General features: G+C 70.6%; 23 protein-coding genes. 6 read left to right on the forward strand and 17 right to left on the reverse strand.

Translation table 11 applies throughout. The features are described from left to right. Positions 1-60: 60 nt before the first annotated feature. From N0B31_RS14455 to N0B31_RS14480, 6 genes are all read right to left on the reverse strand, one after another. On the reverse strand, positions 61-507 hold the full coding sequence (locus N0B31_RS14455) for a universal stress protein (protein WP_260592330.1): 447 nt from the start codon (positions 505-507) through the stop codon (positions 61-63). 57 nt (positions 508-564) lie between these two features. After that, a complete protein-coding gene (locus N0B31_RS14460; RefSeq protein ID WP_260592331.1) occupies positions 565-1272 on the reverse strand; it encodes a helix-turn-helix domain-containing protein in 708 nt (235 codons plus the stop codon). 37 nt (positions 1273-1309) lie between these two features. Then, entirely contained in the window at positions 1310-2623 is a 1314-nt protein-coding gene (locus N0B31_RS14465; RefSeq protein ID WP_260592332.1) for an MmgE/PrpD family protein, read from the reverse strand. Between the two features lie 6 nt (positions 2624-2629). Then, entirely contained in the window at positions 2630-3454 is an 825-nt protein-coding gene (locus tag N0B31_RS14470) for an amidohydrolase family protein (protein ID WP_260592333.1), read from the reverse strand. Positions 3455-3534: 80 nt separating this feature from the next. After that, entirely contained in the window at positions 3535-4440 is a 906-nt protein-coding gene (locus N0B31_RS14475; protein WP_260592334.1) for a DUF6282 family protein, read from the reverse strand. Then, positions 4437-7298, reverse strand: a complete 2862-nt coding sequence (locus N0B31_RS14480; RefSeq protein ID WP_260592335.1) for an FAD-binding and (Fe-S)-binding domain-containing protein — start codon at positions 7296-7298, stop codon at positions 4437-4439. The genes N0B31_RS14475 and N0B31_RS14480 overlap by 4 nt, the downstream gene beginning before the upstream one ends. Before the next feature lie 170 nt (positions 7299-7468). Between N0B31_RS14480 and N0B31_RS14485 the strand changes: the two genes are divergently transcribed. Next, a complete protein-coding gene (locus N0B31_RS14485) occupies positions 7469-8257 on the forward strand; it encodes a carbon-nitrogen hydrolase family protein (protein ID WP_260592336.1) in 789 nt (262 codons plus the stop codon). A gap of 59 nt (positions 8258-8316) precedes the next feature. On the opposite strand, the gene N0B31_RS14490 is transcribed toward N0B31_RS14485, so the two are convergent. The 4 genes from N0B31_RS14490 to N0B31_RS14505 form a co-directional block, all read right to left on the reverse strand. After that, positions 8317-8538 carry a YgaP family membrane protein gene (locus N0B31_RS14490; RefSeq protein ID WP_260592337.1) on the reverse strand — a complete coding sequence of 74 codons (222 nt, stop codon included), beginning with the start codon at positions 8536-8538 and terminating at the stop codon, positions 8317-8319. A gap of 60 nt (positions 8539-8598) precedes the next feature. Next, the gene (locus N0B31_RS14495) at positions 8599-9279 is read right to left on the reverse strand and encodes a TIGR00266 family protein (protein WP_260592338.1); all 681 of its coding nucleotides are present in this window, start codon (positions 9277-9279) and stop codon (positions 8599-8601) included. Between the two features lie 72 nt (positions 9280-9351). Next, positions 9352-10047, reverse strand: a complete 696-nt coding sequence (locus N0B31_RS14500) for a PQQ-binding-like beta-propeller repeat protein (protein WP_260592339.1) — start codon at positions 10045-10047, stop codon at positions 9352-9354. Continuing rightward, positions 9993-10961 carry an outer membrane protein assembly factor BamB family protein gene (locus N0B31_RS14505; protein ID WP_260592340.1) on the reverse strand — a complete coding sequence of 323 codons (969 nt, stop codon included), beginning with the start codon at positions 10959-10961 and terminating at the stop codon, positions 9993-9995. Before N0B31_RS14505 ends, N0B31_RS14500 begins: the two co-directional genes overlap by 55 nt. A 246-nt stretch (positions 10962-11207) precedes the next feature. On the opposite strand from N0B31_RS14505, the gene N0B31_RS14510 reads away from it, so the two are divergent. Both N0B31_RS14510 and N0B31_RS14515 read left to right on the forward strand, forming a co-directional pair. Continuing rightward, the gene (locus N0B31_RS14510; protein ID WP_260592341.1) at positions 11208-12422 is read left to right on the forward strand and encodes a CBS domain-containing protein; all 1215 of its coding nucleotides are present in this window, start codon (positions 11208-11210) and stop codon (positions 12420-12422) included. 96 nt (positions 12423-12518) lie between these two features. Next, the gene (locus tag N0B31_RS14515) at positions 12519-12755 is read left to right on the forward strand and encodes a DUF7511 domain-containing protein (RefSeq protein WP_260592342.1); all 237 of its coding nucleotides are present in this window, start codon (positions 12519-12521) and stop codon (positions 12753-12755) included. Between the two features lie 72 nt (positions 12756-12827). Here N0B31_RS14515 and queC read toward each other — a convergent pair whose 3' ends face one another. From queC to N0B31_RS14530, 3 genes are read right to left on the reverse strand one after another with little or no spacing between them, the layout of a single operon-like run. Then, positions 12828-13532: a 7-cyano-7-deazaguanine synthase QueC gene (gene queC, locus N0B31_RS14520; protein ID WP_260592343.1), complete on the reverse strand. Its 705-nt coding sequence runs from the start codon at positions 13530-13532 to the stop codon at positions 12828-12830. Positions 13533-13535: 3 nt separating this feature from the next. Then, positions 13536-14321: a 7-carboxy-7-deazaguanine synthase QueE gene (locus tag N0B31_RS14525; RefSeq protein WP_260592344.1), complete on the reverse strand. Its 786-nt coding sequence runs from the start codon at positions 14319-14321 to the stop codon at positions 13536-13538. A gap of 4 nt (positions 14322-14325) precedes the next feature. After that, positions 14326-14787, reverse strand: coding sequence for a 6-pyruvoyl trahydropterin synthase family protein (locus N0B31_RS14530; protein ID WP_260592345.1), 462 nt, complete (start codon positions 14785-14787; stop codon positions 14326-14328). 254 nt (positions 14788-15041) lie between these two features. On the opposite strand from N0B31_RS14530, the gene N0B31_RS14535 reads away from it, so the two are divergent. Beyond that, complete coding sequence (locus N0B31_RS14535; RefSeq protein ID WP_260592346.1) at positions 15042-15644, forward strand: nitrous oxide reductase accessory protein NosL; 603 nt, start codon at positions 15042-15044, stop codon at positions 15642-15644. Between the two features lie 44 nt (positions 15645-15688). On the opposite strand, the gene N0B31_RS14540 is transcribed toward N0B31_RS14535, so the two are convergent. From N0B31_RS14540 to N0B31_RS14555, 4 genes are all read right to left on the reverse strand, one after another. Then, entirely contained in the window at positions 15689-16546 is an 858-nt protein-coding gene (locus tag N0B31_RS14540; protein ID WP_260592347.1) for an ABC transporter permease, read from the reverse strand. Further along, complete coding sequence (locus N0B31_RS14545) at positions 16543-17433, reverse strand: ABC transporter ATP-binding protein (protein WP_260592348.1); 891 nt, start codon at positions 17431-17433, stop codon at positions 16543-16545. The genes N0B31_RS14540 and N0B31_RS14545 overlap by 4 nt, the downstream gene beginning before the upstream one ends. 57 nt (positions 17434-17490) lie before the next feature. Then, complete coding sequence (locus tag N0B31_RS14550; RefSeq protein ID WP_260592349.1) at positions 17491-19425, reverse strand: NosD domain-containing protein; 1935 nt, start codon at positions 19423-19425, stop codon at positions 17491-17493. Between the two features lie 130 nt (positions 19426-19555). After that, the gene (locus tag N0B31_RS14555) at positions 19556-20086 is read right to left on the reverse strand and encodes a winged helix-turn-helix transcriptional regulator (protein ID WP_260592350.1); all 531 of its coding nucleotides are present in this window, start codon (positions 20084-20086) and stop codon (positions 19556-19558) included. A 303-nt stretch (positions 20087-20389) separates the two neighbouring features. On the opposite strand from N0B31_RS14555, the gene N0B31_RS14560 reads away from it, so the two are divergent. Further along, positions 20390-23263: a bacterio-opsin activator domain-containing protein gene (locus tag N0B31_RS14560; protein WP_260592351.1), complete on the forward strand. Its 2874-nt coding sequence runs from the start codon at positions 20390-20392 to the stop codon at positions 23261-23263. 110 nt (positions 23264-23373) lie between these two features. Further along, the gene (locus tag N0B31_RS14565; RefSeq protein WP_260592352.1) at positions 23374-23517 is read left to right on the forward strand and encodes a rubrerythrin-like domain-containing protein; all 144 of its coding nucleotides are present in this window, start codon (positions 23374-23376) and stop codon (positions 23515-23517) included. Positions 23518-23519 lie beyond the last annotated feature (2 nt).

A 23519-nucleotide genomic window follows, 5' to 3' on the forward strand; every position in this document is an offset into this window, starting at 1 on the left:
GGGGTAACGGTTCGCGCGAACTATTGTGAGCTTTTATGATACTCGTCGTGAGACGGTGACTCAAAGTGCGTTCGACGGCACGACGACCACTGGCACGCGCGCCTCGATGACGACCTCCTGGAGCGTGCTGCCGAAGAGTGCCTTCCCGGCCGGGCTCCGCTTGCGGCTGTACATGTAGAGCCGGTCGGCGTCGACGGACTCCACGGCGTCGACGATGGCCTCGGCCGGTTCGCCCTCGTGTTCGATGCCACGGACCTCGGTGTCGATGTCGGCGTCGTCGAGTCGCCGGAGGGCCGCGCCGACGCCGGACTTGCGGCTGGCCAGTTCGTCCACGTCCGCACGCCCCTCGATGTCGAGGTTCTCGCTGGTCGAGGTCACCTCGTCCGCGTCGAAGACGTGGCTGACGACCACCGTGAGGTCCTCGTCGGCCTCGGTGTCGACGACGACGTCGGCGACGCTCTCGGCCCACTTCGAGTGGTTACTCGCCGGGAGGAGTACCCTGCTCATACTGGCGGTATCACCGGGAACGGCTTCACTCGCCCGCCGAACATATCGCGGCGTTTATCAGGCACCATTCTCGGTGGCGAGGTTGATGTAAGGGAGGAGGAACTCGAAGAGCTGTCGCTCGGCCTTCCGGAGGTGGGTCGAGGCGGTGGTCTTCGTGATCCCCATCTCCTCGGCAAGTTCCTCGAGGGTGGTCTCACGCGGGATCTCGAAGTAGCCCGCCTCGAGCGCGAGGTTGAGCAGTTCGCGGCGCCGAGGGGGGAACGAAGCGAGGAGTGCCTGCCAGCCGGCCCGCGACGGGACGACCTCGCGGCGGAACTCCTCGCTGATGCGGTCGACGCCGACGCTCCCGAACTGCTCGAGCAGTTCGATTGCGTTCGACAGCTCCTCGCGGTCGTGCAACAGGAGGTCGAAACACTCCCGCCCGTTCTCGAGTTTCGTCGGGCCGATGGGGAGGAACCCCTCGTACAGCAGTGTCTGCAGGGGCGTGAACTCCGTCAACTGTCCCTCGATGAACAGCGTCATCGAACTCCGGTTGCGCTCGTCGGCGTCGAACTCCTCGACGACCTCCACCGCGTCGATCATGCGGTGGTCTCCGATGATGTCGAGCACGGTCGCCGTGTCGTCCGCGTCGCACTCGACGGCCATGATGCCGACGTACCGACGGTCGCGGAAGGTGGAGGCGATGAACTCGCCGAACACGTCGTGGGCCGCCAGCTGGGCCGTCCAGTCGCCCTCGTACCGGACGCACACCTTGGCGGTCAGCATAGGTCTCCTGGAGAGACCTTCTCGGGTGGGATAAGTATCACGCCTCTATCGACCACGGCGCGAGGAGCGCCTCGACCGGGCGGTCCGGCGTCCGGAGCGTCTCCCGGACCGACTCGAGGGCCCGCGCATCGAGTGTCGGCGTCAGGAGTCCGCGGGCCTTCTCGACCCGTTCGCGTTCGGACAGCGGCTGTTCGCGGGCGCCCGGTGACCGCGTCACGGCCGACCGGTAGGTGTCGGTCGGCGTCTCGACGGTGACGCGGGCGAGACACTCAGTGGGGAACCGCTCGTCGAGCGACGGCTCGGCGACGAGAGCCACGCGGTCCGCCAGCGCCAGCACGTCTGGCGCCTCGCGTGCCGTCTCGTCGAGGTCGGCCGGCGTGAACCGCCCGCGAGCGAGCGCCACCGCGACCGGGTACGGATAGGAGTACTCGGCGGCCTCCGCGGAGTCCGGGTGCCGGGTGCCGAGGTGGGTCGCCTCCTCGAACGTCTCGACGAGGACGCGCTCGACGGCGTCGGGGTCGAGGTCAGCCCGGTCGCGCAGTGCGAGCACCGCGGCGACGCCGGGCTGTGCCCACCGACAGCAGGGGTAGGGTTTCAGGTACCCCTCGGTGACGTGGTAGCGCGACCCCAGCGAGTCGGCGTGGTCGACGTCCGACGCGTCGAAGACGGTGCCGGAGCCCGTGAACCCACGTTCGGCCAGCAGCGCGGCCGAGACGCCGGCGTACGACCCCCAACCGATGCCGTCTTTCGTCATCCCCGGTCGCTCGACGCCGCGCATGATGGGCGTCCGCGGCGCGTGGTACTCGGCGGTCCCGAGCGCCTGCGCGAGCGTCGCGTGGTCGAGCCCCCGGAGCCGACCGACGGCTGCGGCCGCACCGAGCGCTCCCCACGAGCCGGTGCCGGTGTAGACGCCGTCGGTGGCGTGGATGGCGAGCCCGGCCCGCACGCCGAGTTCGTAGCCGACGAGGACGCCGTCGAGGAACTCGCCGACCGTCGCGTCGGCGGCCTCGGCGGCCGCGAGGGCGGCGGGGACGACGACGGCCGCGGGGTGGCCCTTCACCTCTCGGTTGCCGTCGTCGACGTCGAGGGCGTTGGCGGCGGTGGCGTTCACCAGCGTCGCGGCCTCCAGCGAGAGACGGCTCCCCGTGCCGTCGAGGAGGGTCGCCTCGGCGACGTCGGCGAACCGGTCGGTCGCGTACGTCCGGACGACGTCGGCGGTCGGGAGCCGGTACCCGGCAGTCGTCGCCGCCAGCGTGTCGAGGACGCGCGCCCGGAGGTGTGCACCGACCTCGGTGGGCGCGTCCGACCGACTCGCGGTGCGGGCGAACGCGACGGCGTCGTCTGTCGTCACGCGTGCTCAGTCGTCGTCCGCGGCGGCGGCCTCCTGGGCTCCCCAGTTCTGCTTGTCGACGTCGAGGCCGTAGAGTTCGACGGCGTTCTCGCCGAGGATCTTCGCCTTCTGCTCCTCGGTCGCTCCGATACAGTCGATCTTCGTGAGCGCGACTGGGATGTTCGTCGAGTGCTCGGCGGCCATAAGCAGGCGGTCGGCACCGACGGCCTCCATCGCCCGACGGACGTACATGTTCAGCGCCAGCGTCGTGTCGAGGTAGATGTTGTCGTAGCGCTCGGCCATGAAGATGGCCTCCTGCGTGAGCGTGTACGCCCCACCCATGTGCGCGAAGATGATGGGCAGGTCGGGGTAATCCTCGGCGACCGGCATGAACATCCCGGGGACCGAGAACGGCATCCCGTGCGGGCCGGTGTGGACCATCACGGGGACGTCGTTCTCGGCACAGGCGTCGTAGACGTCGTAGGCGATGTCCGAGGTCGGGTCGACACCCCACGCCAGCGTGTGTAGTTTGACGAACTTGAAGTCGAGCTCCTGGACACACCGGGTGATCTCCTCGTGGACGAACTCTGTCCCGAGGTGCGGGTTGACCGCCGCGGTGCCGAAGATGCGGCCCTCGTAGGCCTGCGAGGCCTCGTAGATGTGGTCGTGGACCTCGGTGACCGAGCGGTCGTTCTCGCCACCCAGCGGCTGGAGGATGGTCGCGTCGACCTCGTTCTCGTCCATCGCGTCGATTATCTGGGCGATACTCTCGGACCACTCGAACGTGCGGTCCTGGTCGGCGTTCGGGTTGCCGATGTGGTGGTGACCGTTGACGACGGGGTACTCTGCCATTGCAGGACGGCCTACCGCGAAATACCGCATCAGGGTTCGCGGCTACATGTCCGAGCCTTCAAGTGCGGGTCGGCGTTCGGCTACAGCCCCAGCAGGTCGACCGGCGTCTCGGCGACGAGCTTTCGGACCGTCTCGCGCTCTAACCCGGCGTCGACGAGCGCGCTGGCGAACGACGCGAGCCCCTCGACCGGTGGGTTCGACGCCTGACCGAAGTCCGTCGCGAGGAGACACCGGTCGGCGCCGATGCGCTCGACGGCGCGGGCCACGCGCTCGACGGTGTGGCCCTCGGTGCTCTGGACGGCGTAGCCACAGAACTCCATCACCGCACCCCGGTCGGCGAGCGCGGCCTGCTGCTCGACAGAGAGGTCGAGCACGCGGAAGAACGGGTGGTTGACGAGACACCGGGCGCCCGCGTCGGCGCAGGCGTCGACGACCGTCTCGATGGCCGCGGGCGCGACGTGCCCGGTCCCGAGGACGGCGTCGTGCTCGGCGACGAGGTCGAGTACCCGGCGGGTCGCCGCCGTCAGTTCGCCGTCCTCGGTGACGTGGAGGTCCTCCTCGGCGTCGGGGACACGCTGGCCGACGAACCGCTCGACGCCCGCGGCACGGGCCTGACTCGCGTGGTTGTGGCTCCACGCGGTCGGGAGCCAGACGACCGTCGCGCCGAGATCGAGCGCCACCTCGGCGGCGTCCGGGTTGACGCCACCGACGCTCCCGTTGAGCGCCACGCCACCGTGGAGGACGCGCTCGCCGACCGCCTCGTTCGCCAGCTCCACCCGGCCCGCGGTGGGGACGACGTGGCTCTTGACGACCGCACCGCGCAGCCCGGCCTCCCGGACGCGGTGGGCGAGCGCGACGTCGTGCTGGAACCGCTCGACGAGGTCGGGGGCGGTGTGGACGTGGACGTCGAGCGCCCCCTCGACGAGACCGTAGTCGGGGTCGGCCTCGTCGATGGCGGTCCCGGTCCCGCTCCCAGTATCGCTCACACGACCACCTCAGCGAGCAGCTCCATCGGGTGGTGGGTCTCGACGTCACGGTCGGCGAGTTGCTGGCTGCAGGAGGCACCGCTCGCGGCCACGAGGTCGGCCTCGGTCGCGTCGAGCTGCTGCTCCAGTTCCGCCCCGAGCGTCGTCGAGAGGTCGTAGTGCTCGGTCTCGTAGCCGAACGCGCCCGCCATCCCGCAGCAGGTCGCGTCGACGGGCCGGACCTCGTAGCCGGCCCGCCGGAGCAGCGCGACCGGGTCGGCGTCCCATCCCTTCGTCGAGGCGTGGCAGTGGCCGTGGAAGGCGACGGTCACGTCGCCGGCCTCGGGGAGCTCGACCTCGCCGGCCTCGACGCGGTCACGGAGGAACGACGCCACCGTTCGACTGACCTCGGGGAGCCCGCCCGTCTCCTCGAGCAGGTCGTCGTACTCCACGAGCGCGCTGACGCAGGACGGCTCGACGCCGACGACGGGGACGCCACGGTCGGCGTACTCGCCCAGGATCTCGACGTTGGTCTCGGCGAAGCCACGGGCCCGCTCGACCAGTCCCTGCGAGAGCGCGGCGCGCCCGCAGCACTCGACCTCGGGCACCTCGACAGCGTAGCCCAGCGCCTCCAGCAGACGGACCGTCGCCCGGCCCACCTCGGGGTGGTTGTACGCGGTGTAGCAGTCAGGGAACAGGGCGACGGTGCCGCGCTCGCCGGCCGCCGGCGCCGGGTCGTGGCCTGCGACCCACTCGAGGAACGACTCGCTCGCGAACGACGGAAGCGTCCGCCGGCGGTCGATACCGAGCGTCTTCTCCGCGATGACGCGCCCGGGACCGAACGCGGCGAGTCGGTTCGCGACCGGCGCGAGCGCGCTCCCCACGCGGTTGAGGAGGCGGACGTTGCCGAACAGCCGGGCACGGAGCGGTACCCCGTCGGCCTGGTGTTTCTGGTGTTTCGCCTCCGTCTTCAGCTTCGCCATGTCCACCCCGGTCGGGCACTCCGTCTCACAGGCCTTGCACGCGAGACAGCGGTCGAGGACGGCCTCCTGGAACTCGTCGCTCGTCAGCGCGTCCGCGCCGAGGTCGCCGTCGATGGCCGCCCGGAGCATGTTCGCCCGCCCCCGCGTGCTCGTCACCTCCTCGCCGGTCGCCCGGTAGGAGGGACACATCACGCCGCCCTCGGTGGTCCGGCACTTCGAGCAGCCGTTGCACTGCTCGACGAGCGAGTCGAACCCGCCCTCGTCGCCGAAGTCGAGCGCCGTGTCGACCGTCTCGGGGTCGTACCCCGCGTACCGGAGGTGCTCGTCGACGGCCACGAGTTCGCCGTCGGAGGACGGGACCACCTTCGCGGGGTTGAACACGTCCTCGGGGTCGAATGCCCGCTTCAGGTCGACGAACGCGCCGTAGAGCTCCTCACCGTACATCTCGGGGAGGTACGCCGAGCGGAGGCGTCCGTCGCCGTGCTCGCCGGAGACACAGCCGCCGACGTCCAGCACGATGTCGTGGACGGCCTCGGAGACCGACCGGAGGCGCTCGCGGTCACGCTCGGTCTGCAGGTCGAGGAACGGCTTGACGTGGAGGACGCCCTGCCCGGCGTGACCGAACACGCTCGCTTCGAGGTCGTGCTCGCGAAGGACGTCGCCGACGCACTCGAGGTACGCGGCGAGTCGCTCGGGCGGGATGGCGGCGTCCTCGACGAACGAGAGCGCTTGCTCGTCGCCCATGCGCCGGTTCAGGAGCGGGTTCGACGCCTTGCGGATCTTCCAGAGCCGGTCCTGCGTCGCGTCGTCGGTAGCTCGCTCGACGGCGACGGTGGCCTCGGTCCGGGCCGCCTCGACCGCCCGGTCGAGGTCGGTCTCCTGGTCGGCGTGGGTGGTCTCGACCTCGACCAGCAACGCGGCGCCCGCCATCTCGGGGACGAGGTCGAACCCCCAGGCGTCGCGGGCGTAGCCGAGGACGGCGTCGTCGATGAGTTCGACCACACTCGGGTCGGCGGCCAACGACCCGGCGACGGCGTCGGCCGCGGCGACGACGTCGTCGTAGAACAGGAGCGCCGCGGCGCGTGTCTCCGGGCGCTCTGTGAGTTCGAGCGTCACCTCGGTGACGACGCCGAGCGTGCCCTCGCTCCCGACGACGAGACGCGAGAGGTCGAGCCACGAGCCGTCCGGGGCGGCGCTGCTCTCGAGGTCGTAGCCGCTCGAGTTCCGCTCCACATCCGGGTACCGGGTCTCGATGGCCTCGGCGTGCTCGACCGCGAGGTCGGCCACCGTCCGGTGGACCTCGCCGACCCGGTCGTCGCGGTCGAGGACAGCGTCGAGGTCGTCGGCCTCGCGTCGGCCGAACTCGGCGACGCTCCCGTCCGCCAGCACGCACTCGACCCGCCGGACGTTGTCGCGGGTCGTCCCGTGGCGGACCGAGTGTGGGCCGGCGGCGTCGTTCGCCACCATCCCCCCGATGGTGCAGGTGCTGGACGTCGACGGGTCCGGCGGGAAGTAGAGGCCGTTGGCCTCGAGTTCGGCGTTCAGGTCGTCGAGGACCACGCCGGGCTGGACGGTGACCGTCTTTGCGTCCGGGTCAAGCTCGACAACCTCGTCGAGGTGGCGCTCGCAGTCCAGCACGATGCCCTCGCCGACGGCGTTGCCGGTGAGCGATGACCCCGCTCCGCGTGCCGTGATGGCGGTGTCGTGCTCGCGGGCGAACTCGACGACTGCCCGGACGTCCGCTCGACTCCGCGGGAAGGTGACGCCGCTCGGCTCCACCTCGTAGATGCTCGCGTCGGTCGCGTAGAGCCGCCGTGCCGACTCGCCGAAGTCGACCTCACCTTCGAGTCGTGCCGCGAGCCCGGGTGCGCCCCCGCTCGCGTCGTCGGTACTCATGACGCGAAGGCACTCGCCGGGCGGGGTTACGGCTTCAGGTGAACATGTGCCGGGGTTCATTAGCCCGCGCCCGACTTGTAAACGCTGGACATGTGTCGCCGAACGGCCTTGGCCGGCGCCCGCCACGTCCGGGTCGAGATGGCCGACCGAGACGCCACAGGGGGGGAACCGTGACCGACACGCCGGCGACGCGCGTCGCGACCTGCCAGTTCGAGCCGGTCGTGGACGACGTCGACGCCAACTACGAGCGAATCGACGCCCTGACCGAGCGGGCGGACGCCGACCTCGCGGTGTTCCCCGAGCTGTGCGTGACGGGCTACGACCTCGAGACCGCCCGAGACCGGGCGACTGGGGTCCCCGGCGACCTGACAGACCCGCTCGTCGACACGGCGGCGCGGACCGACACGGAGCTCGTCGTCGGCCTCCCTGAGCGCGACGGCGAGGCGCTCTACAACGCGTTCGTGCTCGTCGACGGAGACGGCGTGCAGGCGACCTACCGGAAGTGCTACCCATGGGGTGCGGAGTCGGACGTGTTCGAGACCGGCGACGGACCGGTCGTCGCGGAGACGAGCGCTGGCCGCCTCGGGTTCCTCCTCTGTTACGACCTCAACTTCCCCGAGGCCGCGCTCGAGTACAGCCACCGCGAGTGCGACGTGCTGGCGGTGGGAGCCGCGTGGCGCACCTCGTTCCGGGCGGACTGGCGACTGCTCGCTCGGGCACGGGCGCTCGACGGGCCGTGCTACGTCGTCGGCTCGAACCACGTAGGCGACCAGCGTGGCCGCGACCACGGCGGCGGGAGTCTCGTGGCCGGGCCACGAGGGGAGATGCTGGCCGAGGCCGGCGAGTCACCGGGCGTCGAGGTCGCGACGGTCGACGGGGAAGCACTCGGGACCGCACGCGACCTGAACCCGGTCCGGGAGACGCGGGCGGAACTGAGCGGTGGCTCACACGGTGAGTGAGTAAGGGAGTGTCGTCGACGGTCGGTCGGGTGCCCGTGTCCGCGTCCGGTCCGCGGACGCTACCGCTCGGCCGGGCAGGTGCTGACCCCGAGGACGGAGTAGAGCCCGCAGGTCCCGCTCAGTCCGGTCACGAGCGCGACGACGGCCACGATGCCGAGGACGGGTGACGCGATGGCCGGGAGGCCGACCTGCCCGCCGAGAGTGGCGAGCGAGAGGAGGCCGGCGAGGGCGCCGACGACGATGCGGACGTTCTGGTCGAGCGAACCGACGTTTCGTTCCATACACGTACTGTGTTGTGCCAGAGACACAAGACAGTTGCCCCACCGGCGGGGAGCGCCGCCTCAGTTCCCGCCGTTCGTCGAGGGGAGCTGCGGGATGAGCCACGAGAGGAACGCGTCGGGACTCCGGGTCTGGGTCCAGACCGTCCCCTCGCCGGTGAAGGTACAGACCAGCCCCTCGCCGCTGAACAGCGTGGACTTGATGCCGCCGACGCGCTCGACGTCGAACGAGACGCTCTCCTCGAACGCGACGATGTGGCCCGTGTCCACGACGAACGGCTCGCCCGGTTCGACCGTGTGCTCGTCGATGGCGCCGTAGCTCGAGACGAAGGCGTCACCGGTCCCCGAGAGCGCCAGCAGGAACAGCCCCTCGCCGCCGAAGAAGGTGCGCCCGCCGCCGAACTCCGTGTCCACCTCGACGCCCGGTTCGGCGGCCACGAACGACGTGGACTGGACGTACAGCGTCTCGTCCTCGAGGCGGTGGTGCTCCATGTCGCCCGACAGCGCCGGGGCCAGCTGGAGCGTCCCCGCCGAGTTCGCGGTGAACGTGTTGACGAAGAACGACTCGCCACCCAGCACGGAGCGCGAGAGCGACTTCAACAGCCCGCCCTCGGCCTGTGTCTCGACGTCGATGTCGCCGGCGTAACTCACCATCGCACCCGCCTCGGCCCGGACGGAGTCGCCCGGGGCGAGCGACAGGGAGAGCTGTGCGTAGGACGGCCTGTGGGATATCTCGTGTTCCACAGGACGTGTCGCCCGAGCAAACACATAGGCGTACCGGCGAAGGGCCCGCTACCGGGGCAGTACGGCTTCGTTTCACCCCGACAGCTGCAGCACGTCGGCGGGCGACACCAGCCGCTCGTCGAGGTAGACGTTCACCTCGTAGCTGGAGTCGGCCTTCGAGAGGTCGAGACGGTCGACGGAGCCGGTGAGGAGGAACCGGTCGCCGTGGAAGTTCGCCCCTCCGGGGTTCTCGGCGGGACCCGTCCCGCCGCTCGCGGTGAGTGTCCCGTCAGCGTTCCGCTCCGGCGTGTCGTCCGACCCTTCGGCCCGGAAGTCACCACCCACCGTGTCCGGGTCGAGCGTCCCGTCGACCGTGAGGACGTAGTCCGTCGGCCCGTTGGCCGCGATCATCAGGGTGTGGACGGTGCCGCCGCCACCACCGCTGGTGCTACACTGGGTGGTGCCGGTGTAGGCGGAGAGGTAGCCCTGTCCGACGCTGTTGTCGTCGAGGACGACGGGCGCAGCAGTGCCGACGTCGACGTGGATACCGAACTGGGTCCGGAGCGACCCGGAGGCCGCGTCGACGACGTAGACGGCGTTATCGTACGTCGTCTCGTCGGGGTCACCGACGACGAGCACGGCGTCGCCGACGACGAGCGGCGGGAGCGGACCGCTGTAGACGTTGGCGGTCCGGAACTCCCACAGCCGCGAGCCGTTGGCGGAGTCGAACGCGTTCAACACGCCGTCGCGGGTCTCCCTGTCCCCCGGTCCGACGGTGAACGTGAACACCGTTCCATCGGCGACGGCGGGCGCGTGCCCACCGGCCCCGCGGTCGACGCGCTCCAGACGCCACTCCCGTCGGCGGCATCCAGCGCACGGACACCACCGGACCGCCCGACGTAGACCGTCCCGTCGACGACGCTCGGTGCCGATATCGCCCCGACGCCCGAGGCCCACCGTTGGCTGCCTCCCCCGGTATCGAGCGCGTAGAGCCGGCCGCGGTCGGTCGTGTAGTAGACCGTGCCGCCGTCGACCGCCGGGGGCCCGATGAATGCGTCCGAGTCGCTGGGAACGTGGTTCCATCGGCCGGAACCGTCGGCCGTGGCGAGCACGTAGAGCGCCCCCTGACTGCCCACGTAGAGCGAGTCGCCGTCGAGCGTCGGGTACGCCGGGCCCCGGCCCGTGCCCGCTCGCCATCGCTCGCTCCCGTCGCTCGCGTTCAGCGTGTACACGAGGCCGTGGACGCTCGGCCGGCTGTCCGGCCACGGCTCACTGACGCCGCAGTAGACGGTCCCACCGCCGACGGCGGGATACGACACCGCGTTGAAATCGCTGTCGGCGTATCCGGTCTGCAAGCGCCAGCGTATCGTCCCTGTGGTCGGGGCGACACAGATGAGCGACGAGCGATGGTACCCACAGGCATAGAGGTTCCCGTCCGCGGCTGCCAACGTGGTCTGCGTCCCCTGTAGTTCTTCAGGCGCGATCTCCCACGCCTGCTGCAGGTTCGCCGTCGGTGGACACTCGTCGGGACTGTACCCCGTGTTCGCGGCGTCGCCCTGGTACTGCGGCTTGCCGCCGCCCTGTACGGCACCGCGGACACGCGAGCTCCCGACCCCCGCACCCCACGCGACTCCCCCGAGAGCGAGCGCGCCCAGCAGTCGTCTGCGTCGCAGTTCGACCGCGCCCCCGGTGTGCCACGACATGACACGACACGTTGACCGAGCGACAGGTAAACTATTCTCGCGAGTTCGTGATGGCGTGGTTGTCAGCTACTCACGTCACGGGAGTGACCGTGGCGCCACGAACCCCGCGGGGCCTATGACGTTCGGTCCGTACCAGAACGCGGGAACGACCGTTCGAGCCTTGTCGTTCGGTGTTCCAGTTCCACCTGTAGCGCCGTCCCGGACGGACCGACCGACACCGCGGAACGATGCGACACACATAGACTCATGGACATCGCCGACATCGTCTCAGAGGAGTACGTAACGTTCGACCCGGAGACGCCCGTCTCGAAGCTCGTCGGGACCTTCGACGACCCGAGCGTGCGGGCGGTCGTCGTCCACGACGACGCGTTCCGGGGTATCGTCACCAGGAGACAGCTCGTCACCTCGCACCACCAGCCCGACGAGAAGGTCGGGTCGCTCGTCTGGCACGTCCCCCGACTCGGGCCCGACGAGGACGTCCGCAAGGTCGCCCAGCTGATGCTCGACAGCGACAGCCAGCTCCTCCCCGTCTTCGAGGGGGACGAGCTGGTGGGCGTCGTCACCGCCGACGGCATCCTCGAGGCGGTCCGCCCGTTCCTCGACGCGGCGACCGTCCGGGAGGCCGCCACGACCGACCTCGTCACGCTCGACCCGGACTCCACGTTCGGCGAGGCGCTCCACACGTTCCGCGAGGGGCGCCTCACCCACCTCCCGGTGGTCGAGGCCGACGCCGCCGTGGGTGTCCTCAGCCTCTACGACGTCGTCGGCCTGACGGTCCGGGCGGCGAGTCAGAGCAAGGGCGGCGAGCCCGGCGGCCAGGACTCGTTCGGTGGGGCGGTCTCCTCGAGCGCCGGACGGACCCACGGCGGGTTCGGCGCCCGCGAGGGCGAACTCAAGCGCGTCCTCGACCTCCCGGTCCGTGATCTGATGACCTCGCCGGTCCACACCATCGAGCCGGCGGCGACGCTCGATACGGCGGTCGACGCGATGTTCGACATCGACGCCTCCTCGCTCGTCGTCACGGACGACGGCCAGCCGTACGGGGTGCTCACCAAGAGCGACGTGCTCGACGCGCTCACGTGGGAAGCGGGCGGCAACCGCGCCGTCCAGGTCTACGGGACCGACCTGCTCGACGACGTCGGGTACGACGACGTCGTGGCGATGGTCGAGAAGTTCGACGACCGCGACGGCGGGATGAACGTCCTCGACGCGAAGATCCACCTCCACCGGCACGACGAGAAGCTCCGCGGGACGCCGCTGCTCATGGCTCGCGTCCGCCTGCACACCGACCGTGGGCTCTACATCGCCTCCGGCGAGGGCTACGGCGCCAAGCACGCGCTCGACGAGGCACGAGACGTGCTGGAACGGCAGATCCGCGACCGGAAGACGTACGGCGAGAGCAAGAAGCCCCCGAGCGAGGAGTTCTGGGAGAAGCGGTTCGGCTGGATGCTCGAGGAGTGAGCCGGGGACCCGTACGGTGAGCTCGTCCCCGACGAACGCGTGACCGGGGGCGGGTTCCCAGCGGCTTGGACGGAGGATCGGGAGCTATGTGAACGTGTGTCTAACGAGTACGAGGAGCAGGTGAGCGCGATGGGAGCCACCCCGCCAGTACCCAACGACCGGGAGCCGCCACGGCCGGCAGACGAGGAGCCGTTCGTGGCCGTCGTCACGAGACGGCCCGACGGCGAGGAGACGTGTTCTATCTCGCCGCCGCCGACCAGCGAGCGGCGGCTGGAGACGGAGTGGGTCGCCGCCAGCGGGGACTCGTTCGTCTCGCTCGCGGAGATGCGCTGACGGGGGCGTGAGCGCGGAGCGAGACGCCGGTCGCGTCGTTGGCCGTCCGTGTCCCGTTCGCCGTCCGTCTCCCTACCCGTCGGCGCCACTCGACCGGTAGTCCGGCCGCTCGGCGTAGTCGATGGGGTCCTCGACGTCCGCATTCTGGAACGCCTGCAGTCGGAACGCACAGGAGTCACACGTCCCGCACGCGGGGGCCTCCGCCCGGTAACACGACCACGTGAGTTCGTACGGGACCCCGAGGTCCAGCCCCCGCTCGGCGATGTCGGTCTTCGACCACTCGACGAACGGGGCCTCGAGCGTGATGTCCGTCTCCGGTTTCGTCCCCACGTCCACGACTTGCTGGAAGGCGTCGAAGAACGCCGGTCGGCAGTCGGGGTAGCCCGCGAAGTCCTCGGAGTGCGCCCCGATGAAGATGGCCGAAGCCTCCTGCGCTTCAGCGTAGGACGTGGCCATCGACAGGAGGTTCGCGTTCCGGAACGGGACGTACGACGTGGGTATCTCGTCGCTCTCCACGTCGGCGTCCGCGACCTCGATGTCCTCGTCGGTGAGCGACGACGCGCCGATCTGTGCGAGGTGGCCCGTCTCGACGTGGAGGAACTCCGACGCGTCGACCTCCTCGGCGAGCGCCTCGGCACACTCGCGTTCCTTGGCCTCGGTTCGCTGGCCGTACGAGGTGTGCAGGAAGAGGGGTTCGTACCCGCGGTCCATCGCCTCGTAGACGGCCGTCGCGCTGTCCATCCCGCCACTGACTAGAATTACTGCCTTCTCGCTCATGGGTCAGGTCCCCGGGGCGTCGTTCCAGAGGTCGACGTGCAACCGGGGGGTGTACCGGTAGCCGTGTTCGAGTGCCAGTTCCGCCGTCAGGTCACACGTCTCGGCGAGCGCCTCGCGGGTCGCCCCCTCGGGCATCAGGAGGACGTCCGAGTCACGGATCGTGGCGCTCGTGACGCCCCGGAGCTCCGCGAGGAGCGCCTCGACCTCGGCGAGGTCCTCGCGCCCGGTGACGACGAACTTCAGCTGGAACGCGTAGGACTCCACGAGCGCCGCGAGCGTATCGTACTGGAGCCGGTCGGCCTCGTGTCTCTCGGCCCAGCTACCCACAGCCGCGTCCCCACCGGCCGGCGGGCGTGCCTCGGTCGGCGTCGAGGAGGCGAGTTTCGGCGAGATGGAGGCGAGGTCGACGTGCGTGTCCCGGTAGATGGTCCCGTTCGTCTCGACGGTGGTGTGGTAGCCACGCCCGGAGAGTGCCGCGAGGAGTTCCACGACCGGGTCGTGCAGCATCGGTTCGCCGCCCGTGACGACCACGTGCTCGCCACCGTGCTCGTCCACCCGTTCGACCAGCGAGTCGACCGACTCCCAGCCGTGCGTGGGCTCCCACGAGGTGTGATACGAGTCGCAGAACCAGCACCGGAGATTACAGCCCGAGGTACGGACGAACGTACTCGGGACGCCCGCGAGCTTCCCCTCGCCCTGCAGGGAGTGGAACACCTCGTTGACGGGGAGGGCGTCCACTGGGGCGTCGGTGTCGGTGTCGCTCGGCTCGACCTCGGCGTTGACGGGCATCGGCTCAGTACCCGGCGCAGAGTTCGCCCGTCTCGGCCACCTCGACCGAGACGTCGGTCACGTTCTCGCCGAATGTGTCGAGCATCCGCTCTTCGAGGACGACGGCCATCACCTCCGCCGTCGGCGGGTGCTCGAGGACGACGAGGGCGTCGGCGTCGCCGGACTGCTCGAACGCCTCCACGAGCGGGTCACCCGCCTCGACGAGGAAGCGGTGGTCCCACTCGTCGATGACACCGGTCACGTCGCCCTTGTCGACGACCCACCCCTCCTCGGTCAGGTGGCCGGTCACGGTCACGGAGACCTCGTAGTTGTGTCCGTGCGGACGCGAGCACTTCCCATCGTGGTGGAGGATACGATGCCCGGAGCTGATTCGGATGGGTCGGTCCCGGCCGACGTGGAGGGTGCGCTCGCCGGCCGCCGCGAGCGTCTCGGAGGCGTCGTGCTCGCCCAATATTCTCTTACTCATACTCAGAGAATACTGTGAGAACACATAGGCCCCTCGGTTCCACGCAGCGGGGCGTCCGCGGCGGTGGAAGTGGTTCGGCCGTCTAGTGCGTCTTGAGTGCCGAGGTGGCGCTGCTCGCGCCGACGACGGCGAGCACCGCCACCGGTGCCGGACGAACAACCGTCGTCGGCCGCTAGACCGCGTCTATCGGGTCGCTGTGGAGCGTTCGTCAACTGCACCAGAGTAGTCATTCGAGTAGTGGTCGAACGTAAACCATGGACCCAGTCGATGAGTTCGAACGGCGGTCGGTCGACCGACGGACAGTCCTCGCAGGTACCGCAGCGGTCGGGCTGACAGCCCTCGCAGGGTGTCTGGGCGGCGAGGACGGGTCGGGGGAGTCGGCCACGGACCCGGTCGCGGTCGACGCCGACCGCGAGTGTGACAACTGCTCGATGCTCATCGGGGACTACCCCGGCCCGACCGGCCAGTCGTTCTACGAGGACGCCGGGGCCCTCCTCGACGGAGAGGACCGGCCGGCCCAGTTCTGCAGTTCGCGCTGTACCTACGCGTTCACCTTCGAGCACGAGTCCGAACAGGAGCCGACGGCCAGCTACCTGACCGACTACTCGGTGGTCGACTACGAGGTGGAGACGGCGGGCGACGAACCGACCATCGAGAAGTTCCGCAGCGCCGAGTCGTTCGCCCCGGTCGAGGACCTCACGCTCGTCGTCGGCAGCGAGGTCCGGGGCGCGATGGGGAAGTCGATGATCGGCTTCTCCGACGCCGACGACGCGGCGTCGTTCCAGGACGAGTGGGGCGGCGACCGCTACGAACACGAGGAGGTCAATCGCGAGCTGGTCCAGTCGCTGATGGGGTAGACGGGACCGGAGGACACGTTCTCGGCGCCCGAAGACGCACCCGCTCAGCGGCGGGTCGCCCACACGGTGACACCGAGCGAGGCGAGCGTCCAGCCGGCGAGCGCGAGCAGACTCGCCAGCGGGGAGGCGGTTCGCGGTCCGGCGCCTCCGGCGGTGGTGACGACCGTCTCGAAGACGAGCCCTCGAAACGCGCTGAGCGGGCTGAACGCGACGGCGTAGACGAGTGACGTGTCGGGGAGGACCCAGGTGGTGACCCCGAACCTGACCGCGAGGTCGAGCCCGACGAGGAGGGTGACGAGGGGCACGATGGCCAGGGCGACGGCGCTCCGGGTGGCACTCGCCAGGGCCGAGACGGCGAGGGCGACCGCGAGGACGGTCACGGCGAACGCGAGCGCGAGCACGGCGAACCGGGCGAACAGGACCGGGGAGTCGGTCCCGGCGTGGGTCGCGTAGAGGCCGAGCGGTGCCTCGCGCAGGAGGGCGACCGAGGCGCCCACGAGCACGAGCGGGACGCCGACGGCGCCCAGGAGGCCGAGGGCGCGCCCGACGTAGACCCCGAGCACCTGTTCGCGTGGGGAGACCGGGTAGCTCGCGAGCACGTCGAGTTCACCCCGCTCCGCGTCGGCGACGATCGCCCGGTAGCCGAAGGCGACGGCGACGACGGGGACGAGTAGCTCCAGCGGCGTGAGCAGGCTGACGACCGTCGGGACGTAGCCGCCGCTCGCGCTGCCGAGCACCGAGATCGTCAGCGACACCGCCGCCAGCACGGCCGCGAGTACCGTGTACGCCCTCGTCCGAGCGATTGTCCGGAGTTCGCGCCTGACGAGTCGGTCGACCCGTCCGAGCGGACCGGGGGCGACCGGCCGGTCGACCGGATCGCGCGTGTGGTCCGGGTCGGTCACGCGGACTCACCTTGGACCCGGACGCGGTCGAGGGCACCGACGACCGACGCCTCGTAGGCCGCCTGCAGCGTGTCGACGTCGAGCCGCGCTGTGATGGACGCCGGCCGTCCCCGTTCGGCGACGACGCCGTCGTCGAGCAGCAGCACCTCGTCGGCCGTCCGCTCGACGAGGGCCAGGTCGTGGGAGGTCAGCACCACGGCCGTGCCGGTGTCGGCGACCGCCCTGGCGACCTCGAAGACGCGAGGGCTCATCCCCGGGTCGAGGCCCGAGGCGGGCTCGTCGAGGACGACGACCGGCGGGGAGCCGATGGTGGCCTGCGCGATGCCGACCAGTCGCGTCATCCCGCCGGAGAGGGCGTCGACGCGGCGGTCGGCCGCATCCCCCAGTCCGACCCGGTCGAGGTGTTCCATGGCGTCTGCACGGTCCTCGCCCACCAGCGAGGCGTAGAACGCGAGCGTCTCGAGGACCGTGAAGCCGGGCCTGAACGAGGGGCGCTGGGGGAGGTACCCGATGGGTCGCGGGACGTCCGGGCCGCGGTACTCGACCGTGCCCGCGGTCGGCTCGTGTATCCCGGCGAGCGCCCGGAGCAACGTCGTCTTTCCCGTCCCGTTCGGCCCGATGAGGGCGGTCACGTCCCCGGCGGTGGCGGTGACCGAGACGTCCTCCAAGATCTGCAGGTCGCCGTAGGCGAACGCGAGCGACCTGGCTTCGAGCCGGACGTCGGGGTCGCCGGCTCCGAGTTCGTTCGTGGTGGCCGCGTCGGCCGGCCGCCCGCCCGGGGGGTCGGCACCGCGCTGGCCGGTCACCACCCCGCCGTCCGGCCGCCGAAGGGCGATGTCGGTGTCGTCGGTGCTTCGATTCCTCCGCGTAGGGTCGTCGTCTGTCATGGCTGTCTGCTCACGTGCTGTCGTGTCACTCCGGTCGTCCGCGTGGGTCGTCGGTCGTCATTCGTCGGTCACCGGCCGCCCGTCGCAGGCATAGGCCTCGTCGGCCCAGCCGGCGCGGTTGAGCAGGTCGGGGTTGTTCGGCTCGCAGGTCGGAGCGAGGTCCCTGATGCTCGCGCGCTGCATCCCCGAGACGGACTGCTGGAGCCCCGCGAGCGCCTCAAGAGCGGGTGCACGGGCGAGCGTCGCGGCCCCGTCGACCCGGTGGAGGCGGCCGTCGACGGGGTCCGTCGGCGAGTAGGCGCGACTCGGATGGGCGCCGTCGACGAGGCTGGTGCCACCCTGCCAGTAGTTGCCTCGGCCGTCGTGCGTCCAGATCCGGAGGGGACCCGGGCCGGCGGCCGCGTGGCGGTCGTTGGCGACGAAGTCGTTCCCGAAGACGCGGTTCGTCGGGAGGATCGCCGCGTCTTTCGCGCCGAGTTCGTTGCCGGCGAAGACGTTCGCCTCGTAGATGGAGGCGCCGGCTTCCATGCGCAGGCCGACGTCGTTGTCCTCGAAGACGTTCCGTGCGACGTAGGACTCCGTGCCGCCGACGTAGGCGCCCGTGTCCGCCCCGGAGATGTGGTTGCCGACGAAGGCGTTCCGTTCCGGGCCGGTCATCACGTAGATGCCGGTGTCCTCGACGTCCTCGATGCGGTTGTCCGCGAGCAACGCGCCGTCGGTGTGCATCAGGTGGACGCCGAGGACGTCGTCGCTGATGGCGTTCTCCCTGACCACCGCGCCCGCGGCGCGGTAGAGGTAGACCGAGTCCCGGCCGGCGGTGAGCGTCGACGACTCGACGACGCCCGGCGAGCGGAACAGCATCACCCCGGCGTACCCGGCGGTCCCACGGGCCTCGACCGTGACGTCGGCGTTCCTGACGACCGCGCCTGGACTCTCGCGCAGGATGATGCCGTTGGCCGGCGTCTCGATGTCGACGTCGACGATGGAGACCCGGTCGGCCAGGTGCGCCGTGATGCCGGCGTCGGCGCCCGCGTAGCTCACCGTGAGCCAGTCGTACTCCGTGTTGGTCGCCTTACCCGGCAGCTCCTGTGCGCCCCGGTCGAGCGTGCCGACGCCGCGGATCGACACGTTTCGAATCCCCACGTCGGGGGCGGTGACGGTCACGACCGACCCGTTCCCGTCGCCATTGAGCACCACGTCACCCTCGCCGGCCAGCGTGACGGACCGATCGATCACCAAGGTCTCGTCGTAGGTCCCGTCTGGGACGAGGACGGTGGTGTTCGCCGGTGCCGTGTCGACGCCGGCCTGTATCGTGTCGACGTCCTCGCCGACGACGACGGAGACCGAGCGGTCGGCGTGGCTGCTCGCGTTCGCGACGACGCGGTCGGCCCACGCCTGCTGTCGGTCGACGCGGTCGCGGACGGTCGTGGCGTCGTCGCGGTCGAACGACGTGTCGAGAATCGCCTCCCAGGAGCGGACCGAGCCGCCGTACTCGGCGGCGAAGGCCGCGGCGTCCGCGCGGTCGGCGAACGACGGCACCGCCGGTGCCGTCGGCGTCCGTGCCTCGCTGCCGACGACGTACCACGCGTCCGGCGCGCGGACCCACGCCGGCTGGCGGTCGACCGTCGGGTTCCCCTCGTCGTTCAGTTCGACGCCCGTGTCCCCGTAGTCCGTGACGTAGATGGCGAGCGGGTAGCCGAACCGCTGCTCGTGGCCGGCCTGGCTCGCCGCCTCGACGTACGCGTCGACGCCGTAGTAGCCGACGACGTACTCGTACTGGGAGTAGAAGACCTGCACCTTCGGCAGCTCGACCGCCGGCCGGTCGTCGAGCCCGTACGTCTCGTCGAGCGTCAGGCCGACGGTGACCGTGTCCTCGAACGCGACGGGGTCGGGAGACCCGGCCCCCGTCTCCATCCCGAAGACCGCACCGACGGCGAGCACCGCCGTCAGCGCGACCCCCACGAGCACCAGACCTCGAACTCGCTCGTCCACAGGGCGGCTAAGGGGACGCCGGACAAAGCCGGTCTGGTACACCTCACGAACGGCCGAGCGACGTGCGTACCGGAGACGGCCGAGCGACGTGCGTACCGGAGACGGCCGAGCGACGCCCGTTCCTCGGCGGTCAGTGCGCTCCGCTCGCCGGCTCACCGAGCAGGCCGTCGACGAGTCGCGTGAACCGGTCGACCAGCCGGTCGGCGACCGACGGTTCGACCAGCCGGAGCATCCGCGCCGTCTCCTCCGGCTCGGTGACGACGAGCGTCACGCGATTGCGGGTATCGCGCTCCTTCTCGACGAGGTCCTGTTCGACGAGGTGGTCGAGGTGCCACTCGAGGGTGCTGCGAGCGATGCCCACGCCGTCGGTGACCGTGTTGGGTGCACTCGGGCCGTTGGTCATGAGGTACACGAGGACGTCCCGCGCGGTCTCCCGACGGAGCACGGCCAGCGCGCCGCGTTCCCAGGTCCCGTACTCCGGCGTGTAGTAGTGCGTCCGGCCGTACAGCGACTCCTCGACGACGTCGTCGGCGTGCTCGAGCTTCCGGAGGTGGTACTGGACCTGTCCCGGCGCCAGGTCGAGCTCTCGCGTGAGTTCGTTGAAGTGGATGCCGGGGTCCCGACGGACTCGGTGTGCGATCCGGCTGCGTGTCTCGCTCATGGTGTGGTGGGCGGTGGAACGGAGGGGCCGGCGTTCTGGCTCTGACGGAGCTTGGTGCTCCGTCGTTAATACCTCACGGTCGCCCGGCCGGTTTCGTCGACCGAACCAGAGCGACCGACCCGGCGGCCCGACCGACCGGCCGTCGGTTCGTGGCCCCGACCGAACAATTTTTGCCGGCGAGGGGTTCGATACTGAACCACTCATGGACGGGGCACCCGGCGTGAACGCGGCCGGACGACGACGGCCGATCGCCCAGCACCGGCGTCGACAGCGTGGGCGAGCGGGACCGACGGGAGCCCCGTGATGTCCGGGGCGCGCTCCCCGCTCGACGGGGCCGCGGTGCTGCTCGTCGGCACGACCGAGTGGGTGTCGCGGTTCGCCGAGACGCTCGAACCACGCGGGACCGAGGCCCGGACGGTCGAGACGGCGGCGGCAGCGCTCGACGCGGTCCGTCGCGAGCGCCCGGCGTGCGTCGTCAGCGAGTACGCGCTCGAGGGGTCGACCGGCCTCGAACTCGCGAGGTCGCTCGGCGCGGAGTGGCCGGCCCTGCCGGTGCTCCTGTGTACCGCCGAGGGGAGCGAGCGGGTCGCGAGCGACGCGTTCGAGGCCGGGGTCGACGACTACGTCGCCGCGGAGGCGTCGCCCGCGGAGACGGTCGCGAGACTGCTCGAGCGGACCGAGCGTGCGCTCCGGGCCGCCGAGGAGCGGGCGACGGAGCGCGAGCGGGCCCGGCAGTTCGACGCGGTGTTCGAGGACGCGCGGGCCGCGACGTGGGTCCTCGACGACGAGGGGGCGCTCCGCAGGGCCAACGAGACCGCAAGCGGGATGCTGGCGGGGCCGGTCGACGCCCACCTCGGGGAGCCGTTCTGGGAGTCGCCGTGGTGGGCCCCTTCGGACGATATCGCAGCCGACGTCCACCGGGTCGTCGAGACCGCACTCGACGGCGGCGTGGACGACGCGGTCGTCTCGCGGGCCACCGCGGACGGCCGGCGGCGCGTCCTCGACCTCTCGGTGCGCCCCGTCGAGGACCATCGCGGACAGCTCACCTCGGTCGTCGTCGAGGGGGTCGACATCACCGACCGGGTGGAGCTGGAGCGCGACCTCCGGCGCTCCGAGGAGCTCCACCGGGTCACGCTCAACAACATGACCGACACCGTCCTCATCACCGACGAGTCGGGCGCGTACACCTACGTCTGTCCGAACGTCCACTTCATCTTCGGCTACCGGGCCGAGGAGATCCGCGAGCTGGGGACCATCGACGACCTGCTCGGGGCGGACCTGTTCGACCGCGAGGAGCTGGCCGAGCGGGGCGTCCTGAAGAACATCGAGTGCACCGCGACGGACAAGGCGGGGCGGGAACACACCCTGCTGGTCAACGTCCGCGAGGTCTCCATCCAGGATGGGACGCTGCTCTACAGCTGCCGGGACATCACGAAGCGGAAGCAGCGCGAGGAGGCGCTCGCCACGCTCCAGGAGACCGCGCGTGACTTCCTCTACGCGGAGACCCACCGGGAGATCGCCCAGCACGTCGTCGAGGACACCCCGGGCGTCCTCGACACGGACGCGAGCGCGGTCTACCTGTTCGACGCCGACACCAACGACCTCCGGCCGGCGGCCGCCTCGGCCCGGATGCGGGAGCTGAACGGCCCGCTCCCGGACGTCCACGCCGACGGCGCGACGCTGACGAGCCACAGTTTCGTCGAGGACGAACCGCTGTTCTTCGACGACGTCCACGAGGCCGACCGGCTGGCGAACCCGGCGACTGACCTCCGGAGTGCGTGTTACATCCCGCTTGGCGACCACGGCGTCTTCGTGGCCGGCTCGGAGCGGGTCGGCGCGTTCGACGCGGTCACGCGGGAGCTGGCCGACCTGCTCGCGGCGACGGCCGAGGCGGCGCTCGACCGCGTCTCGCGCGAGTCGCGCCTGCGCGAGCAGGACCGCACGCTCCAGCGGCGCAACCGCGAACTCAGCGAGCTGAACCGCGTCAACGAGACCATCCGCGAGATCGACCGGGCCGTCGTCCGCGCCGAGACCCGTGCGGAGGTCGACCACGCCGTCTGCGAGCGCCTCACGGCCGAGGGCCGGTTCGCGTTCGCCTGGATCGGGACCGTCGACCCGACCGCCGGCCGGGTCGACCCGCGGGCGTGGGCGGGCGACGACCAGGGCTACCTCGACACGCAGTCGTTCGCCCTCGAGGAGACCGGCGGCGAGCCGGCCGGCCGGAGCGCCGCGACCGGTGCGGTCACGATGGTGTCGAACGTCGCCGACGGGCTCCGCGAGGAGCCGTGGCGCAAGGAGGCCCTCGCCCGCGACTACCTCTCGGTCATCGCCATCCCGCTCGTCTACAACGACCTCACCCACGGCGTGCTGACGGTGTACGCCGGGTCACGCGACGCGTTCGACGACCGGGCACGGGCCGTCCTGGCGGAACTCGGCGAGACCGTCGCCGCCGCGATCAGCGCCATCGAGCGGAAGCACGCGCTGCTCTCGACCTCGATGACCCGCGTCGAGTTCGAGACCGAGGCCCGGACGTTCGTCCTGTCGCGGCTCGCCCACGAGGCCGACGCCACGCTCTCGTACGACGGCGGCATCCAGCAGCGCGAGGGGGGACTCCACGTCTTCGTCAGCGTCGAGGACGGCGGCATCGACGCCGTCGAGCGGGCCGCGGCCGACCTCGTAGGCGTCGGGGACGTCCGGCGGATGAGCACCAGCGGCGAGGGGGGCGTCCTCCGGCTCGGCCTCGCACAGCCGTTCCCCGCGCTCGAGCTGGCCGACCACGGGGCCGTCTTCCGTGGGGCGACGGCCACCCCGACCACGACGACGCTCGTCGTCGACGTCCCGGAGAGCGTCGACGTGCGCAACGTCACCCAGCTCGTCCGGGCGGCGGTCGGCGAGGTCACGCTCCGGTCGAAACGGCAGCTCGACCGGGCGGCCGAGCAGGACCCCGCCACGACGCTCCTCGACCGGCTGACCGAGCGGCAACTGGAGGTCGTCCAGACGGCGTACTACAGCGGGTTCTTCGAGTCGCCACGCGAGAACACGGGCGAGGACGTGGCCGAGATGCTCGACATCTCGCCCGCGGCGTTCTACCAGCACGTCCGGACGGTCCAGCGCAAACTGTTCGCGACGCTGTTCGAGGAGCACACCCTCCCGCTGAGCGCGAGCGGGGTTGAATAACGAACCACTCCCGTCGTCGAGAGTTGAGTGCTCAACTGCAGGATATTCCCTTATACAATTATTACACCTTCCACCGTCGCCGGCCGGTCGCCGGCGGCACCGAACGCATCATGATAGACGTGACAGCCGACCCGGACGGCGAGACACCCTACGAGTGTTTCCAGTGTGGACAGATCATCGTCGCGGAGACACCGCCCGGTCGGTGTCCCGACTGCGGCGGCGAGATACGCAACCGACGGACCCCCATCGAGTGACG

It is taken from the genome of Salinirubellus salinus, assembly GCF_025231485.1.
Lineage (GTDB): Archaea > Halobacteriota > Halobacteria > Halobacteriales > Haloarculaceae > Salinirubellus > Salinirubellus salinus.